This is a genomic window from Acetivibrio saccincola (assembly GCF_002844395.1).
Classification (GTDB): Bacteria; Bacillota; Clostridia; order Acetivibrionales; family Acetivibrionaceae; genus Herbivorax; species Herbivorax saccincola.
In genome coordinates, this window is the sequence record NZ_CP025197.1 from 766,456 (window position 1) to 784,169 (window position 17,714).

General features: G+C 36.7%; 18 protein-coding genes. All 18 read left to right on the forward strand.

Annotated elements, in window-relative coordinates; all coding sequences use genetic code 11:
- Window positions 1-16 precede the first annotated feature (16 nt).
- The 18 genes from HVS_RS03440 to HVS_RS03515 all read left to right on the forward strand — a co-directional run bounded on the left by HVS_RS03440 (window position 17) and on the right by HVS_RS03515 (window position 17,600).
- Window positions 17-2,353: a peptidoglycan-binding protein gene (locus tag HVS_RS03440; RefSeq protein WP_101299278.1), complete on the forward strand. Its 2,337-nt coding sequence runs from the start codon at window positions 17-19 to the stop codon at window positions 2,351-2,353.
- 96 nt (window positions 2,354-2,449) lie between these two features.
- Window positions 2,450-2,596 carry a hypothetical protein gene (locus HVS_RS16420; protein WP_159063363.1) on the forward strand — a complete coding sequence of 49 codons (147 nt, stop codon included), beginning with the start codon at window positions 2,450-2,452 and terminating at the stop codon, window positions 2,594-2,596.
- Between the two features lie 153 nt (window positions 2,597-2,749).
- Entirely contained in the window at window positions 2,750-4,288 is a 1,539-nt protein-coding gene (locus HVS_RS03445) for an FG-GAP repeat domain-containing protein (RefSeq protein ID WP_101299281.1), read from the forward strand.
- 221 nt (window positions 4,289-4,509) lie between these two features.
- Complete coding sequence (locus tag HVS_RS03450; protein ID WP_101299286.1) at window positions 4,510-4,695, forward strand: hypothetical protein; 186 nt, start codon at window positions 4,510-4,512, stop codon at window positions 4,693-4,695.
- The gene (locus HVS_RS03455; protein WP_159063364.1) at window positions 4,688-6,673 is read left to right on the forward strand and encodes a glucosaminidase domain-containing protein; all 1,986 of its coding nucleotides are present in this window, start codon (window positions 4,688-4,690) and stop codon (window positions 6,671-6,673) included. The genes HVS_RS03450 and HVS_RS03455 overlap by 8 nt, the downstream gene beginning before the upstream one ends.
- 87 nt (window positions 6,674-6,760) lie before the next feature.
- A complete protein-coding gene (locus HVS_RS03460; RefSeq protein WP_101299293.1) occupies window positions 6,761-7,474 on the forward strand; it encodes a hypothetical protein in 714 nt (237 codons plus the stop codon).
- Window positions 7,447-7,638 carry a hypothetical protein gene (locus tag HVS_RS03465; RefSeq protein WP_101299295.1) on the forward strand — a complete coding sequence of 64 codons (192 nt, stop codon included), beginning with the start codon at window positions 7,447-7,449 and terminating at the stop codon, window positions 7,636-7,638. The genes HVS_RS03460 and HVS_RS03465 overlap by 28 nt, the downstream gene beginning before the upstream one ends.
- Before the next feature lie 20 nt (window positions 7,639-7,658).
- Window positions 7,659-8,450, forward strand: a complete 792-nt coding sequence (locus HVS_RS03470; RefSeq protein WP_101299300.1) for a copper amine oxidase N-terminal domain-containing protein — start codon at window positions 7,659-7,661, stop codon at window positions 8,448-8,450.
- Complete coding sequence (locus HVS_RS16425) at window positions 8,429-8,596, forward strand: hypothetical protein (protein WP_159063365.1); 168 nt, start codon at window positions 8,429-8,431, stop codon at window positions 8,594-8,596. The genes HVS_RS03470 and HVS_RS16425 overlap by 22 nt, the downstream gene beginning before the upstream one ends.
- 124 nt (window positions 8,597-8,720) lie before the next feature.
- Window positions 8,721-10,037, forward strand: coding sequence for a peptidoglycan-binding protein (locus HVS_RS03475; RefSeq protein WP_101299303.1), 1,317 nt, complete (start codon window positions 8,721-8,723; stop codon window positions 10,035-10,037).
- Window positions 10,038-10,042: 5 nt separating this feature from the next.
- Window positions 10,043-10,780, forward strand: coding sequence for a hypothetical protein (locus HVS_RS03480; RefSeq protein WP_101299306.1), 738 nt, complete (start codon window positions 10,043-10,045; stop codon window positions 10,778-10,780).
- Window positions 10,781-10,896: 116 nt separating this feature from the next.
- Window positions 10,897-12,153, forward strand: coding sequence for a hypothetical protein (locus HVS_RS03485; protein ID WP_101299308.1), 1,257 nt, complete (start codon window positions 10,897-10,899; stop codon window positions 12,151-12,153).
- A gap of 182 nt (window positions 12,154-12,335) precedes the next feature.
- Window positions 12,336-13,133 carry a copper amine oxidase N-terminal domain-containing protein gene (locus HVS_RS03490; protein ID WP_159063366.1) on the forward strand — a complete coding sequence of 266 codons (798 nt, stop codon included), beginning with the start codon at window positions 12,336-12,338 and terminating at the stop codon, window positions 13,131-13,133.
- Window positions 13,130-13,345: a hypothetical protein gene (locus HVS_RS03495; protein ID WP_101299313.1), complete on the forward strand. Its 216-nt coding sequence runs from the start codon at window positions 13,130-13,132 to the stop codon at window positions 13,343-13,345. The genes HVS_RS03490 and HVS_RS03495 overlap by 4 nt, the downstream gene beginning before the upstream one ends.
- Window positions 13,342-13,542 (forward strand): hypothetical protein, encoded by a 201-nt coding sequence (locus HVS_RS03500; protein WP_101299315.1) that lies wholly within the window; start codon window positions 13,342-13,344, stop codon window positions 13,540-13,542. Before HVS_RS03495 ends, HVS_RS03500 begins: the two co-directional genes overlap by 4 nt.
- Window positions 13,530-16,658, forward strand: coding sequence for a DUF5704 domain-containing protein (locus tag HVS_RS03505; protein WP_101299318.1), 3,129 nt, complete (start codon window positions 13,530-13,532; stop codon window positions 16,656-16,658). The genes HVS_RS03500 and HVS_RS03505 overlap by 13 nt, the downstream gene beginning before the upstream one ends.
- Before the next feature lie 131 nt (window positions 16,659-16,789).
- The gene (locus HVS_RS03510; protein ID WP_101299259.1) at window positions 16,790-17,098 is read left to right on the forward strand and encodes a WXG100 family type VII secretion target; all 309 of its coding nucleotides are present in this window, start codon (window positions 16,790-16,792) and stop codon (window positions 17,096-17,098) included.
- 202 nt (window positions 17,099-17,300) lie between these two features.
- Window positions 17,301-17,600, forward strand: coding sequence for a WXG100 family type VII secretion target (locus HVS_RS03515; RefSeq protein ID WP_101299261.1), 300 nt, complete (start codon window positions 17,301-17,303; stop codon window positions 17,598-17,600).
- Window positions 17,601-17,714: the final 114 nt, after the last annotated feature.

Genomic DNA, 17,714 nt, shown 5'->3' on the forward strand with positions numbered 1-17,714 from the left:
CAAGGGGGGTATAAATATGTCATATATGTCTATTGACCTTAATTCTTTAAAAGATATAGAAAAAAGAGTGGGTGCCCTTTCAAAAAGCCTTGAACAGATAAAGAGCAGTCTTTCTTCCGTAAGAAGCAACATAGATTCGACAGTCCGGAACAGAAGCGGGATAGACAGCAGTATGTCAAGCCTTATCAGAGAAGTCGGCGAAAGAGAGCGTATAATGAATAATGTAAAGCAATTTTTAAAAGAAGCTGTTAAGCAATATGAAGATATGGAAAAGGCTCTTAAGGGAGAATCAGACAGAATAATTGCAAACAGCGCTCCAAAGACTGGTATAATAAAAAGCATATTAAACGGTTTAAAATCAATTGGTAAAAAGCTGGGAAATCTTTTAAAGACAATTGCAAAAAATTCAATACTTTTAAGTCCTGTAATAGTTGGCACGCCGGTTGTTATAATAGGAAAGATACTGGCTGAAAGAGGCTTTATAGTGACTAACGAGCCAACTGAGATTATAAAAAAGAATGATAAAGGTATACCAATATTAGAGGGTATATTGAGTTATAGTCCGTTTGAGTTTAACCCGTATGTAGTACTTTTACAGAAGAGATTAATTGAACTGGGTTATGGAGACGGTATAAAAGTAAACGGCAGATTAGATTCTAAAACACTTAAGGCTGTAAATAAATACAAAGAGGACTACGGCCTTTGGAATTTCGGTGAGTATGAAGGCAAGGTGGGGGAAACTACCTGGAATCACATGTTTAACAATGAGAAGGTGCCTTATATAGGTGATTTTGAACCAACTGATGATTTGATTTCTGATGATGTGCCGCCTCTTAGCGGTATACTGAGTTATAATCCTAATGTATACAGCGAAGAGGTTTTGATGATGCAAAGAAGGCTGAACGAAATATATGCGGGAGTAAGTGGGTATACGAAGATAAAGGAAGACGGCTACTTTGGATCGGAGACCTTAGCGGCAGTGAACAGATACAAAGAAGAGCATGGATTGTGGAACTTCGGGGAATACGAAGGCAAAGTAGGGGAAACGACATGGAATCATATGTTTAGTTTAAATATTGGAGGAAAAGATAGTCAACAAGGGACAAATACTACAACTGCCCAAACAAATAATCGGGTTTCTGTAAATAATAATGGGACGATTGGTGGACTTGGCGGCAGTAATCCTTATGATATTTATGAGAACAGGTATAATATGGTATGCCAAAATGCTCAGGAATTTCTTATGAAACTCGGATATAATGTGGGTAAAACCGGTGCAGATGGAAAATGGGGACCGAATACCAAAGCTGCAGTGAACTCGTTCCAAAGGGATAATAATTTACCCGAAACGTTGTATTTGGATGAGAGGACATATAATCTCCTTTTTGAAAAATGGATGCAGGCAGGAGGAGATATCAGTGATTTTTGGGCAGAAAGGGTCAATACATGGATTAGTCCTTTAAAAGGTAGCTGTACCATGGATTTGGAAATAGACGGAAGAGGATTCGGAGCTTCCAGAAGCAATGGTACTAGAGCTCATGCAGGAATTGACTACCTGGCTGAGCCGGGAAGAGAAGTAGTAGCGGTGACAAGTGGAACGGTAAGGTATGTTGATAAGAATTTTTACGCGGGAACTCAAGCTATCGACGTTGAAAATGATGATGGTACATGGGTTCGATATACAGAAATTTTAGTTAATTCAAATATTTCTGTAGGAACAAGGTTGAAGCAGGGAGATGTAGTTGGCATAGTTATACCAAACAATGAAAGCGGAAGCAGTATGTTACATTTTGAGGTGTATCAGGGTATAGATAAAAAAGGAAATGATTTATCCGGCTATTTAACAGATAGGTCTAATACGGCATATGATTATGTAGATGGTACAAAATATCAGAGGCGGCGTGATTTGATTGATCCTACCGGATCGAGATACTTAACGGTACTAAGTAATAGTCCGGCAACAGGTCCAAGTATCACAAGTGACTTATATAAGAATGTTGATGTTTCAGGTTTAGGTGCCCCAGTTTCATCAGTGGAAGAACTTCGAAAGCTCAGTGAACTGGATGTTTTAGCAAGAACTATTTATGGCGAATGCTGCAGTGGCGCAGGTGATTATGGACAAGAATCTGTAGCATGGACATTAATAAACAGGAAGAATAGTGGTAGTTGGGGCAACGATTATAAAAGTGTTGCTCTGGCGTCCGGTCAGTTTGAGGCTGTCACAGGTTCATTGGACAGAACAAAATTAGCAAGAAATCCGGATACATCATCAAATGAATGGAAGAAAGCAGTCTATATTGCCAGGCTGATACTTGACGGTAAAACTATATATATTGACTTGATAATGATATAATGTTATAATATTGCCAGGCTGATACTTGACGGTAAAACAGCGGATATTCCGAATAAAATAGGTTCAGGTCAGTTTTTCTATACATCGGATTGGTTTGTGCCTAGGCTTAACGAGAATTATGTTAAATTTGTTAACGGACATTATGAGGTTAAAGTATTTAGGAAAGACGGAAGCTACTATTGGGCTGCAATAAAGGATGTTCAGATGTTTGGAGGAAATACATTCTTCAACTTTGCAAATTAATAATCGCTATTTAGAGTGGATTCAAGAGAAGGTGTGGCGAAGACACCTTCTCTTTGAGCAAAGATTTATATGGAGCAATAATATTGATTATTGAAGTCTATGTTTGATAAAGTACAAAATACTGTTATTATCTATACGAGGTGGATTGGGGAAATGAAAGTTTATAAAATACTAGCTTTAATTCTGATTGCAGCTCTGTTAATTGTGAATGTATCATGCTCAAAAGGCTCGGGTGGGGGTTCGGTAATCCCTACTGACAATATAGAAATACCGAAGCAAATCGATATTGAGCTTATGGCTATAACTAAAAATATTACTACCGCAATAAATGATGATATTTGGTATAAGGGTACTTTTTCATGGTTTAAAAATTTAGAAAAACAAGAATTGCCCGTGGAAATATTTAGAAAACATAATAATATTTATGTATTGCTTGAGAAAACAGTAAAAGTTGCAGATGATGAAGTATACATTGCTATTGAATTTTTATCGGTTAATAATGAATATTCAAATAAAATGTCAAGTTTCATAATAGATGCAGATATAAATAAAGTGAAAATGCAGTTGGACTCTAAGGGTTATAAATTATATAAAAAGGCAGAGGTCGAATTGGATGAGGCAATTCAGCCTGAATATCCTATTACTACAGATGAAAGAAAAAAGATAATCGAAGTTATTGAAAAGGAGCTAATTAGAAGCCTAAAGGAAGATACACTTTTCCCCAAAGGAGCTTATAAAATTTATATAAGGAATTTCAGGGATAATGACTTTGGAACCAAGGCAGTAATTGAAAGTTTAGAAGGCGAGACATGGTTAAGAGACGTTAGTATAGACAGTGAGAATAGAATTGCATTAGGGAGAGTGTATACCGGTAATGAACTGAAGTCTATGGAATATGAAGTAAGCCAATATAAAAAGGTTGCTATATTAGAGATGAAAGTAAATTCTGAAGATATGTCAAATTCAACTCAGGACGTAAATAAAATTGGGGATACAAATGTCAATCAATATCATCCGGTGATCATTGCCCGCAAACGATCGGGAGGAAGTTTCTCCGAAGCTTATGTAATAGGAGGCTCAAAAGACGGCAAGTGGTATAAATTGAGTGATTTCAATTTCCCGGAAGATTCGTTTGATAAGGTTTATGTCGATATTGATTTGGTAAAGGGAGGAGAGACATATAAACTTTATTCATCCGAGAAATTAATTGCAACAGTCAAGGGAGAAAAACCGACATACATGATTTCGGCTGCTAGTGGAAATCAGTTATTGCAGGTAAAAATGGGTTCGTTAAATATTGAGGACAATTTTTTTATTGGAGTAAATGGGGATTGGAACGCATTGCCGAGGGCTTTAAATGTAATTGAGAGTAATGTATATTCTGTAGATTTGGATAACGATGGTAAAGAGGAAATTTTACGTTTAACGGAAACTCCAAGTAATGAAGCAAATTCCTCAGATTCTAAAGATGTTCAGCTAACTGTTGAAGCGGACGGTAAGTCTGTTATTGTAGGGCAGGAGACGGTTGACGGTATATATGTATCGGATTATTTGGTATTTGCCATAGACCTAAATGGAGATGGAAAGCTTGAAATAATTATAGCTGCACTTGGTCACAACACAAGTTTAGCTGTAATAGAATTTGCAGATGGTCAATTTAATGAGGTTTTAAATTTTTATAACGGGGATTGATACGAGTATTGTTTTTTCAGCATTTTTATTCCGGAATATAATGGAGATTTTCAAAGTAGAAGAGATAAAACCAGTGGACTTGAAAGGTAAAATATAGAAAAATAATGTCTTTTGTCCAATGAAATGTACCATTTGTCAAAAACTATTGTAATCGAGAAGCCAATAAAATATAATAAATTCCAAATTGGTTACAATAGGATTGCAAAGGGGGGTGATTTTCAATGTCACTAATTTCTGTAGATACAGAAGCATTAAAAGATATAGAGAAAAAGTTTGGTACTCTATCCCAAAAAATTGGTCAAACAGAAAGCAACCTTAAATCCATTAGAAGCAACCTGGATTCGGATATAAAAAAACAGAAACGGTATAGACAGCAAACTGCAAAACCTAATCAAAGAATTGGATGAAGAAGAGAGGGTTTTGAACCAAGCAAAGCAATTTTTAAGCAAAACAATAAAGCAGTATCAGGATCTTGAGAAATCGATGCAAAACAAAGTAAACGAAATAAACGGAGATACTAAACCCAAAAAGAATATATTCTCAAAGATATTTGATGCTGTGACATCACCAATAAAGAAGAATATCGAAATTATTCAAAAGATAATATCGTTACCGGTGATAATCGGCAGTACCATAATCGGCAATACAGTGATAAAAGGAGTAGGGGATATATTATCTGAAGAGGGAAGTAAGGTTACCAACGAGCCTCTTGAAGAGAAAAAGGAGAAAAACGAAAACAGTTCAATACCGCCGCTTAGCGGGGTATTGAGTTATAATCCCAATGTATACAGCGAAGAGGTATTGATGCTGCAGAAGAGGCTGAACGAAATATATGCGGGAGTAAGTGGGTATAAGAAGATAAAAGAAGACGGTTACTTTGGACCGGAGACCTTAGAAGCAGTGAACAGGTATAAAGAAGAGTATGGGTTATGGAATTTTGGAGAATACGAGGGCAAAGTAGGGGAAACAACATGGAATCATTTATTTAAAAATGAAAAAGTTCCGTATACTCCTCCGGTTGTTCGATCAAATGATAATATTACAGTGTCTACGTACAAAATACCTATATCCTTTGAGGAAGCAGTAAAAAATGAATATAATGCGAAATCGAAAAATCCAATAACAGGAAAGGACGAATATGCTTGTGTTAAAAGCCAAGACGGTAAATGGGTAAGAGCAACAGAGGCTGAGATAAGGTATTACATGGATCCGAATAACTTTGTGAATGATCCGGTTAACAAATATCAATTTTTGGTATTGGGCAATGTAGGAGGTTTTGAGATAACGCCACAAAACAGAGAAGAAATAATTAACAGATTAAATGACTTGTTAAAAGGTCGCGGTGTATTGGACGGTATGGGAGAAGCATTTGTGAAGGCATCAGAAGAGACAGGGATTGCACTTCCGTATCTTGTTGCTCACTGTGCTCTTGAAACAGGTTGGGGAACAAGCGATTTGGCAAAAGGTTTGGATAAGAACGGGAACTATACAGGATACTACAATATGTTCGGAATATGTGCATATGACAGTGATCCTGTAGCAAACGCTATAAACAAAGCTAAGAGTGAGAACTGGAATTCTGTTGAAAAGGCGATTATAGGAGGAGCCCAATGGATAAAAGAAAATTATATTAGCAATCCGGAAAAGAATACATTGTATAAAATGAGATGGCAGCCGGTCAGTCCGCTGGGCAACCAATATGCAACTGATATTGCATGGGCTATAAATCAATGTTCTACAATAAAAGAAGTATATGAATTATTCCCTGAAGCTGAGTTAATATTTGATATACCGGAATATGCTTTTAGTGAAACTCCAAAAGTATCGAACAATTCAGGGGTTTCGATAAATTCGGGTAATAAAGATGTTGATAGAATGTTATCAATAGCTACTGAGCAATGGGGTTATAGGGAAAAGGGAGAAAATTTAACACCATATGGCGAGTGGTATGGTATGAATGGGCAACCATGGTGTGTTATGTTTATATCTTGGTGTGCAGACCAAGCGGGGATACTCGGCACGGTTGTTCCAAAGGAAGCACATGCTTTTTATATGAAGCAGGGATACATAAAAGATGGCAGATATAGAGAAAGAGAATCGGGCTATATTCCACGTGCCGGAGATACTATAATATTTTCAAAAGGAGTGACGGGAACAGATCCTGTATCAAGAGAAAATAAAGAATATTATCACGGTGCCATAGTGGTGGGTTATGACCCTGAAACCGAGACAGTATATACAATTGAAGGAAACAAAGGAGATGAGGTTAGATATTGTGCATACAATTTAAGATTTGTAGAGATTGATGGTTATGGAATAAATGGGGGGACTACAAATGGCTTTATTCCTGAAAACATATATTCTTATAAAGCAAGTACTTATTAATTATTGTATGGATTTCAGTTATGTAAAATGATAAAGTAAATCCCAAGTTGATACATGATTAAAATAAATGAACAGGGGGCAGATAGCGTGAAAAAATGTCTTATAATAGCGACTATGGTAATATTTTTAGCGGGATGTATTTATGATGTTCCACGAAATGCAGAGCCGACGAATATTGAGGATATATGGTCTACAGATATTGAGCCGACAAATGATTTGAATGAAAAGGTCAAAGATACTGAGCCTACAAATGAGTTACAAGAAAAAGATGAAGATGTTCAACCGACAAGCGATTCAGGTGAAGAAGTTGAAGATATTCAATCAACGAATGAGTTAGAAGAAAGAGAAGTAATTATTGATGAATTAAATGCCACAGAAAGCGGAATTATTTACTTAGGTATGACAATGGATGAATTTTGGAATGCCTTAGAAATTGCAAACATAGATAGGAACAAGTTGGGAGAGATTGAGATAACTGACCATCCGGATTCATGGCACTATGGAAACAAATATTTTGACTTTGTAGGTGGTGGTTTTGAGTTCAATAAAGAAAACAAACTTCATTCTATAAGAATAAGAAGATATATGCCGGGTGAAGGAAAATATATTCCTACCAAGCTTGGCTTAGAAATTGGTGATTCAATAGAGAAGATGGAACAGCTTTATGGTACAGAATATGAGAAAAGTATCAGAGGTGATAATGAGATTGGTTTTTCATATGACATGGGGGAATATATCTTTTGGGGAATATTTGAAGATAATGAACTGATCTTATGGGAAGTAATCACAAAGATAGAATAGAACTAGAGGATGCGTTAGATGTAGAAAGTGACAAGTATATCAATAAGGCTGCGAGCTTTAAAGGGAAAATAGAAAAGGAGAAAGCAATTGAAATTTTGGACAGGAAGGAATGTAAGCCTGGTGAATTACCAAATATCCATGTATATGAATTAATAAAAAATTAGACATAAAAAGGTGAATTCATATGAAAAGATTAATGATAGCAATAGTTGTAATGACAATGCTGGTGACAGTAATAGGCGGAGTATTATTGGTAAATGCCAATGCAGATGTAAGTGTAACGGTAGATGGCAGGAAAGTGGTATTTCCTGATGCGAAGCCGTTTATAGATGAAAATGGCAGGACATTGATACCGGTAAGGTTTGTAACGGAGGATTTGGGAGCAACGGTTGAGTGGAATGCACAGGACAGGGAAGTGTATATAACAAAAGACGGAGTATATATAATGATAAGAATAGGCCAGGAGATAATACTGGTAAACGGCAGAACAAAGGCAATGGATACAAAGGCGATAATAAAAGAGGACAGAACATATGTGCCGATAAGGTACGTGGCAGAAGAGTTGGGAGCGACAGTAGGCTGGGATGCAAGCACAAGAACTGTAATTATAACGACAGATAAGGATGTAGAGCCAACTCCGACACCTGTAAAAAAACCTTCAGCTGCTCCGACGAAAGACCCTGTAACGGGATGGATTACAATTAGGGAAGATAGAACGTGGGTAGAATATTCTATGTCAATACGTTGGAACTCAGATAATGAGTTATTAAATAAAAGATATGATGCAGTAGAAAAAATGTTTGCAGAAAGATATGGAGAAGATATTGCAAAAGAAATATTTGCCTATGTCAGATTAAAACAGACTAGAGAGTATGTATTGGAATATAGGGAGTTTAAAATGAATAATCAAGTTATAACTGTAGCCGGAAAAGGAGTAGGTCTTGATATTTATGTGTGGAAAGAGGGAGCAATTTAAATGAAAAGGGTTGTTTTATTTATCCTAAAATAATAGGACATTTCATACTACCATATTCTCTTGTTGCAGCAGATGCAGAAGATATTCCAAGACCTGAATTAGTGAAGATTGCAAATGAAGAGTTGACTTCGAAAGGTAAAATATAGAAAAATAATGTCTTTTGTCCAATGAAATGTACCATTTGTCAAAAACTATTGTAATCGAGAAGCCAATAAAATATAATAAATTCCAAATTGGTTACAATAGGATTGCAAAGGGGGGTGATTTTCAATGTCACTAATTTCTGTAGATACAGAAGCATTAAAAGATATAGAGAAAAAGTTTGGTACTCTATCCCAAAAAATTGGTCAAACAGAAAGCAACCTTAAATCCATTAGAAGCAACCTGGATTCGGATATAAAAAACAGAAACGGTATAGACAGCAAACTGCAAAACCTAATCAAAGAATTGGATGAAGAAGAGAGGGTTTTGAACCAAGCAAAGCAATTTTTAAGCAAAACAATAAAGCAGTATCAGGATCTTGAGAAATCGATGCAAAACAAAGTAAACGAAATAAACGGAGATACTAAACCCAAAAAGAATATATTCTCAAAGATATTTGATGCTGTGACATCACCAATAAAGAAGAATATCGAAATTATTCAAAAGATAATATCGTTACCGGTGATAATCGGCAGTACCATAATCGGCAATACAGTGATAAAAGGAGTAGGGGATATATTATCGGAAGAGGGAAGTAAGGTTACCAACGAGCCTCTTGAAGAGAAAAAGGAGAAAAGTGAAAACAGTTCAATACCGCCGCTTAGCGGGGTGCTGAGTTATAACCCCAATGTATACAGCGAAGAGGTATTGATGATGCAGAGAAGGCTGAACGAAATATATGCGGGAGTAAGTGGGTATACGAAGATAAAGGAAGACGGCTACTTTGGATCGGAGACCTTAGCGGCAGTGAACAGATACAAAGAAGAGCATGGATTGTGGAACTTCGGGGAATACGAAGGCAAAGTAGGGGAAACAACATGGAATCATATGTTTACTTCTGAGCCTAAAGTAAATTCTACAGGCGGTCAAGGGAATGATAAACCGGTTATTGCAAACTCTCAGGGGTCAGGGAATGGTTTAACTGATGCACCTATAGAATTGCTTGGGCAAGCTCAAGTTTATGCTGAGTTCGGCGGAGCACGGCGAATCGTGTCTTTGACAGATTTGCAGTCAGGGAAGACTTTTAATATTTCTTGGGCGTCTTCACCGGGTTATCATACAGACTGGTCACCTGCTACTGCAGAAGATGTTGAGATTATAAAAAGCATCCTTCCAAATGGAGAGTGGTCATGGGATCCACGCCCTGCTGTTGTTACTATAGATGGCAGGCAAATAGCTGTTGGTATTCATTTACGTCCCCATGCACAGAATTTTGCACCAGGTAATGGCTTGCCTAGTGCAAGTAATGAAAGACCAAAAGATGGTTGGGGTCCGGGAGGACACATGTGTATGTATTATGGAGATTCTCCTCCTAATAATTCTGACTGGGATAAAAGAATGAATGAGGCAGCTAGAATAGCATTTAATTGGGGAAAAGGAGAATGAATATTATGAGAAGAAATATTTTTAAATTTTCGCTGTGTTTCATGTTGCTCATGTTTGCTTTGGTACATAGCGGCTGCTGTAATAATCTTAAACCTTCATCGACATCTCAACCGACAGGACAATTGACACCGGAAAGTGCGACGCCGGAACCCATGGTGAAAGAACATGAAACGCCGGAAAATCCGGAAGAGATTTTAGAAGTTAAAGAAACGATTCTTTCGGCTGAAGAGGCAGAAGTTATTTTAAATAAGAAATTCGAAGAGGACTACAAAATATCATATCTGCCGGACATTAACAAGTACGAAGAAGGGATTCTGCATTACGGTTTTTTATTGGATTATTCTGATTGGGAATCAAACGTTGAAAATGCATTTGTGTATGTTTGGATAAACTCGGCTACAGGGGAAATAAGTAGTATTAAAGAGAAGGAATTATACGCTAATATACCTGATCCTATGTTTCCCGTCCCAATGTTAAATGGTACGGTTATTCCCTATGATTATTTTTCGCCTCCCGGTTATGCCTGGAGAGGAGGCTATGTGTTTTCGGATAAAAGTGTAATGGAAGCATATCAGGCACAGCTTAGGGAAGCAGGATTTGTTGATCAGGGAGAGGTTATGTCGGTGGATTCGTTGTGGTTATACGAGAGGGATACGGATGGTGCAACGCTTATGGTTGAGTTTCGTTGTGGAGAGGAAGGAAGTCTTAGTATATGTATGTCCGTCAGCTACAAGGATAGGTAGAATAGGATGTTTTATTCGATTCTAATATATTTTGCACTACTTTATTTTGAATGACTCATATATTTATGTTATAATTGGAAAACAAAATAAAAAGAATTTGCATTCTTGGAGGAATTATGAAGAAGTTTATTTTGTTAACCCTAATATTCTATATGCTTATTACAACTACAGGTTGTAAAAATGACGTTCATATTTCAAATAGTGGATCTCAACAAGGCATTCAAAACACTATGAATGAAAATGAATATTTAATTAAAGTCAAGTCATTTCAAGATGAAATATCTAAATATAATTCAGATTTACAACCAAATCAAATAACGGAAATTTGCCACTCAGCAAGTGAAGAACTTGTGGATATTCTCCTGCAAAAAGATAGTATCTCGTCAGATTTAGTAAGTATTTTAGGAAATGAATCCGAATTCTACATAAAAATTAAAAATGATAATACGTTAAACAAGCTAAATTGTAGAATTGTTGAGTTTGGAACAAAACAATCTGTCATGGGAGGAGTTGTAAAACTTTATATCCAGTCTTGGAATGACAGTATACCTCAAGTTCAGGAAATCTATTCAGCCGTTATAGGTGAAAATATTGCGAAAATAATAGATTATTCTATAGTTTTACAGGACAATGATTACTATTTTGTTATAATTGATAAACTTTACGGACCTGAAAGCATATATGTGAGAATTGACACAAAAAAATACATTAATAGTGAGTGGATTCCATGTTCCGAGCTTATTGAGACAAATATAAAGGGGTGGAATATTGAGAGTGAAGGGTTAATTATATTAAATAGCCAAAAGATATCTTTTAACAATGAAAATGATTATGAAGTCAAGCTGAATGAGAATATATGTGAAATAGACGTTGTAGATGTAAATAAAAATATTATTGACACGCTGAATATTAGATTTGAAGATGGGAAATGGCAGATTGGTTTTGAAAGCAAAGGGGAGAAAGATGTTAAATGGTTAAGATTCTCGACATCCGATTTTACTAATGAAAGAGAACTGATAAAAAAATATAGAGAAAAAGAAATAAAAGATATTGAAGAGGGTAAAATGGGCAGTGATACAGTGGTTAAAATAGGGATAGCGTTAGCTGACGTCAATAATGACGGCGAAGATGAAATAATTGCCTTATTATCTCATAAATATTATAGTTCTTCTCAATCAAATGCAGTTTTAGGGATTTATTTTATCAGTAATGGAGAAGTTAATAGGTACGTTCCCTTACCTAGTGTATTTGTTGATACTGGAAATTTGGAAAAGCAGAACGAAATTGGCTATATAGATAATGAAGGAAGTTCATGGGTTGATTTTATTGTTAATGGTAAAAAATACACATGGGACGGGAATATATACAATTAAATATAATGAAAAATAGCTCAAAAGATATAATGATTATGTGAGTATTTTTATAAATTATTGAGCCGTTCTATACATTAATTATAAATATATATAAGATTGTGGGCATTGAAGAATTCCTGTCAAATATATATGTGTATTAATAAGATAGCATTAATAATATTAAAAAAATAATGGGTGATTTTATGAAAAGATTAATGATAATATTGATTGCAATAGCAATGCTGGCGACCTTGATAGGCGGAGCATTGACGGCAAGTGCTGATACAGATGTTAGCGTAACGGTAGATGGCAGGAAAGTGGTATTTCCTGATGCAAAGCCCTTTATAGATGAAAACGGCAGGACATTAATACCTGTAAGATTTGTAACTGAGGATTTAGGAGCGACTGTAGAATGGAATGCAGAAGACAGAGAAGTGTATATAACAAAGGATAAATCAAATGTATTGATAAGAATAGGGCAGGAGAGGATATTAGTAAACGGTATAACCAAAACAATGGATACAAAGGCAATAATACGGTATGACAGGACATATGTGCCCATAAGGTATGTGGCAGAAGGACTTGGAGCAACAGTAGGCTGGGATGCAGGTACAAGAACGGTGATTATAACAACAATAAAGGATGTAGATCCAACTCCGATACCTACCCTAACACCTTCAGCAACACCTGAAAAGGATCCTGTAACTGGATGGATTACAGTTAAGGAAGATTTGACTTGGGTGGAATATTCCATGTCAATTAATTGGACAGTTGATAATGAGTTATTAAATAAAAGATATGATGCAGCAGAAAAAATGTTTGCAGAAAGGTATGGAGAAGATATTGCAAAAGAAATATTTGCCTATGTCAGATTAAAACAAACCAGACCGTATGTATTGGAATATAAGAGATTTAAAATGAATAATCAATTTATAACTGTGTCTGGAAAAGGAGCGGGTCTTGATATTAAGGTATGGAAAGAGGGAGTAATTTTAAAATGAAAAAGGTTGTCTTATTTATTGTAGTAATAGGATATTTAATTTTACACTGTTCTATTGTTGCAGCAGCAGGAGAAGATATACCAAGACCTGAATTGGTAAGGCTTGCAAATGAAGAGTTGATAAGAAAAGGGCTAAGAAGGACCGATTATTTTAGTGACAAAAAAATCACGGTGGAAGGGATTTATCCACCAACCCGCATCTGGAAGGTATGAGAAACTTAATAGTATATGGGGATCCCCACGGAACTTTTTCACAGGACCGTTACCGCTACTTAGGCTATACCATGGACAATGATTTTTTTACTAATTATTTATTCAGAAATGATGCTACAGGCAATGCACCATTGATAGACAGGAACTGGCAGCCAGATCCAAAAAAAATCCAAAAACACGCCATATGCCTCAATTAGAAAACTCACAAGGTGATTTTAATAATAATCCGGATTTTGAAGAAAGCATCCGAGAAGGCTTAAAGCTTATATCACGCATAAGAAACGGCGAAATATATGATTTCCCGGAGCATAGGCTGGATGAAAGAGAGTGGCATCAATACGTACACGTATATCAGCCGCCTACAAGTGTAAGCTGGGGCAGCGGGATTATGTTTCATATGACAAGTGACGGACGTATTTGGTATCTTTCGGTGCCAATGGCACCTTTAGAACCGGATGAACTACCTCCACCGGATACAGGCTCTATAAACGCAAGCCTTAGGGTTGTCAATGTAACTCCCGAAAGGCTTGCAGACGGGGAAAGAGGTGTGAGGGTCACCCTTGATTCAAGCGGTTCAACGGCTGTATTAAATGACGAAAACGTAGCAATAACAGCCCGTAGATACTTTGATGATTTTGGCAATGAATATCCTACAACCAATAATACATTTGTTTTTCCCGTTGACTATGCACAGCCGGGTTCATTTATAACCCTTAAGGTAAGGGTATTCAGCCAGGATTTATATAATGCTGGACTTAGGGCAGAAGATGAAACAAGTGTAACCATACATATCGGAAGAGAAAGAGAAATTGAAATTGATGGCAGAGGTGTATTGGCTGCTGATGTAAGGGGGAGCGAAAAGTTTGATGTACTAAGGGGAATACCCGGTACAGAAAGCCTTTACGCAAATATCACAGATGTTCCGGCATATTTGGCGGATGTGGAATACAGGCCGGTAAGTGATAAAGTTGAATACACAGTGGAAGTAAGGCGTACATACAATCTACGCTGGGAAGTTGACAATGGACATTACAGAAATATTCGTGACGAAAACGGATTTATTGTAAGACAGGAATGGATTCCAAACTGGGTGACCAGAACTGACAGCCAGACCATTACAAGGACATATACAGTTGAAAGGGAATATCTGTACTATTTAATTGACCATTTGGAGGTTTACGGTCTTGAAAATGCGGTAATCAGAAACGGATGTTTGCCTAACGGTTCTATTACCCTTACACCAAGAGGATATGCTCCTCCGAAAGTTGAAATTGACAGGAACAATTCAAACTATTTTACAAATGCATCAACAAGAAAGTCAGCTTTGCCTGACGGTGCCACCATGAGACTGAGGCCGGATGGACAGAGCAGCAATGTTACCGTTAACAAAAACAGTTCAAGGGACTATGTAATTGATCCTGGTTACACAATTGTAATTGAGTTGCCGGATGTTTCACTAAACGGTGGAAGAGGAGGAAGGCCAAGTACTCCTTATATTTCTCAAAATGAGTGGAGAGGAATAGCAGAAGGAGCCATTTGGTATGTAAGAGTTAGAAATGACAAGTTGGTAATTGACGGACATACCGTTTCAGACAACAGATGGAGAAACGGATTTACAGATGAACCTGCGGAACTTCCTTCTGCAGGCAGTATAGGAAAAGATGTTTTATTTGAACACAAAGGAACGGTTCCAAACAAAGAACTTACAATAAAAGCTAATACACCAAACGGTGTGTATGAGAGCAGCGGAGAAATAAACTATGTGAGAGTTACAAACATAAACGGCAGCAGAGAAAGAATAACAAATGAAATTGATGTAAATCCGGTAATAGTACATACTCCTGTTGAATGTGCTCCTGCCGTAAAAGATGACAGAGGTTTTAACCAGGAGATAAATGCTGATAGAAGCAGATCGTCTTTAATACTTGGAAGACCGTCAACCCTGACAATCCCAATAGTGGGAAGATACATGAATTTGCCGGGGTATAATAGAAATTATGCAAACTACATAAGGGAGATACAGGTAAGATTCCCCTTTGACATTTATTTAGGTCAAAATAAAAACGGAACTTACTTAAAAGCAGGTACGTGGCATACCATAAGGGAAAGTCAGATAGACGGCTCCGGAAATGAAGTTAGATTGGACTTTTTCCTTCCTGAATGGGTGGACGAAGGAAACTACAATGTTGAAGTAAAAGTGTTTGCAGTAAATTCAGAACCTGATGACGGAAGGGTTCAGAGAAGGGAAAATTCAGAAAGAAGAAATAACGTACCGGTAAACTATGTAGCGGAAAATACCGTTCCGGTAAGAGTCATAGGCCGTGTTTACGGATTTAGGATAACAGATATAAATGACTATCCAAGATGGAGGGAAGTATTTAGAACAGGTCAAAATACATCAGAGCACACAGGCAACTACTACAGTGCCGGTGATAATGACGAAAACGGCAGGAAGAAGAGGGATGCAGGAAGATTTACACTGCCTATACTAAACGGAAGCCACACAGGTGCCGTTAATTTAGGAGTGCTAAAATCAGGATATAAATTCTATTTTGAGCTTAACACAGTAGGCAATCACTTTACGGAAGATGATTTTGTAAGCATAATACCGGAGTTTAGGTATGTGAAAAAAGACGGAACGGGATGGAAGAGGGTAGACCTTTGGTACATGCAGAGAATTGACGGAAAGGACAAGTTTATAAAAGTAGGAAGTGAGGAAGACCGGAAAAACAGAAAGACAATGCAGCTGGGAGATTCTTACCGCAATGTACCTGCAAAAGAAATAAAAGATACAAGCAGTATTTTAGGAGTATCTGAGAGCACATTGAGAAATCAGGATGCATACACCGGCTGGTACGGAAGGATTGTACTGTCCTGGAAGTCAAGGACCTTTGTAGGAGATGATACAAATCTGCCATATGGAGTTGACAGTGAGAAAGCAAAGAAATCCGTACAAAAATGGTACGGTGAATACGGAATACCTAATGCAGTGTATGTATGTGAAGCAGGAAGGGATGTTATAAAAGAACTGTCTAAGACGGGTAAAAGCATAGAAGAGTATGACGGATGGCTAAAGGACGGATACATAGTTGTAAACTTTAATATTGAAGTTCAAAGAAGAATAGTGGGAAGAGACGGAAATTACGACATAGAATTACTAAGCTATTCTTCAGAAAATTGCAATATGTGGGAAATAGAAGGTCTAAAGGACAGAAAGGTTGACAGCGCAGGAAAAGTCTTTGATATTAAGCCGGGAGATGTAGTATTTTACTACACGGATGAGAGGTCTACAGATGACTACAGGGTAAGGTAAAATGTGGAAAAATAAAAAATGATGCAATTCATCCCAAAAATCGTGCAATTCGTCAGGAAATCCGTCGGGGGTGAAAAAATTTATTATAATATACACATAAAATAAATTACAAAAATAAGGGGGGTAAAAAAATGAGCAGAGCAATTACAGTTACACCGGAGGAGTTGACAAGGACAGCCAATTCAGTAGAAGGTAAGACAAAGGAGTATGTTAGTTTATATAATAAACTTTACAGTGAAGTGGATTCAATGTCAAAAAGCTGGTCCGGGGAAGCAAACAGGGCTTATGCAGGACAGATAGAAGGATTCCGTAAGGAGTTTGAAAATTTAAAAAAAGTCCTTGAAAACTACACAGCACTATTAAGGGAATCAGCAAGAGTGTATGGACAGACAGAGACAAACATAAGAGACAGTGCTAAAAAACTTATAACAGGAAGATAGTAAAGAAAAGGTAAAAGGATAAGAAGAAACAAAAGAAGAAAGATAAAAAGAAAGGCAATAACAAGACAATAACAAGATAAGGACAAGGCAACAGCAAGGAAATAGTAAGATAATAATAAGATAAGAACAAGGGAAAGAGTAAAGTTAAAGACAGCAGTAAGCATTTTAAATTATGAAAAATAAGACAAGGGGGGAATAAAAAATGGCTGAATTTAAAGTTACGCCGGAAATGCTAAAATCAACATCATCAAGTTTAAAAAATATAAATTCAAGATTCAGATCCGTAATGGAAGGTATAGAAACAGATATGAGAGCTATGAAGCAAAAGTGGGACAGTGAGGCTGCAGATACATTCTTAGCAAAGTTTGAAAAATTTAAGAGCAATCTTGAAGGTTATTATCAGGTGGTGGAATCATATTCAAAATTCTTAGAAGAAACAGCACAAGCATACTCAGAATCTGATAAATCAATTAATAATTTAACTGCAAACCTTTTTGCATAAAATATGCTATAGCTATATATATATAATATATCCTTTACTTCCATTAAATATTGTATTTTAAAACACAAGTCCTGCCAAAGAGGCAGGTTTTGTGTTACTATTTTCATTTAATGG

Bases quoted from the DNA above. Each gene is read 5' to 3' on its own strand.
- HVS_RS03440 (WP_101299278.1), top strand. From the start codon at position 17: ATGTCATATATGTCTATTGACCTTAATTCTTTAAAAGATATAGAAAAA.
- HVS_RS03445 (WP_101299281.1), top strand. From the start codon at position 2,750: ATGAAAGTTTATAAAATACTAGCTTTAATTCTGATTGCAGCTCTGTTA.
- HVS_RS03450 (WP_101299286.1), top strand. From the start codon at position 4,510: ATGTCACTAATTTCTGTAGATACAGAAGCATTAAAAGATATAGAGAAA.
- HVS_RS03465 (WP_101299295.1), top strand. From the start codon at position 7,447: ATGGGAAGTAATCACAAAGATAGAATAGAACTAGAGGATGCGTTAGAT.
- HVS_RS03470 (WP_101299300.1), top strand. From the start codon at position 7,659: ATGAAAAGATTAATGATAGCAATAGTTGTAATGACAATGCTGGTGACA.
- HVS_RS03475 (WP_101299303.1), top strand. From the start codon at position 8,721: ATGTCACTAATTTCTGTAGATACAGAAGCATTAAAAGATATAGAGAAA.
- HVS_RS03480 (WP_101299306.1), top strand. From the start codon at position 10,043: ATGAGAAGAAATATTTTTAAATTTTCGCTGTGTTTCATGTTGCTCATG.
- HVS_RS03485 (WP_101299308.1), top strand. From the start codon at position 10,897: ATGAAGAAGTTTATTTTGTTAACCCTAATATTCTATATGCTTATTACA.
- HVS_RS03490 (WP_159063366.1), top strand. From the start codon at position 12,336: ATGAAAAGATTAATGATAATATTGATTGCAATAGCAATGCTGGCGACC.
- HVS_RS03495 (WP_101299313.1), top strand. From the start codon at position 13,130: ATGAAAAAGGTTGTCTTATTTATTGTAGTAATAGGATATTTAATTTTA.
- HVS_RS03500 (WP_101299315.1), top strand. From the start codon at position 13,342: ATGAGAAACTTAATAGTATATGGGGATCCCCACGGAACTTTTTCACAG.
- HVS_RS03505 (WP_101299318.1), top strand. From the start codon at position 13,530: ATGCCTCAATTAGAAAACTCACAAGGTGATTTTAATAATAATCCGGAT.
- HVS_RS03510 (WP_101299259.1), top strand. From the start codon at position 16,790: ATGAGCAGAGCAATTACAGTTACACCGGAGGAGTTGACAAGGACAGCC.
- HVS_RS03515 (WP_101299261.1), top strand. From the start codon at position 17,301: ATGGCTGAATTTAAAGTTACGCCGGAAATGCTAAAATCAACATCATCA.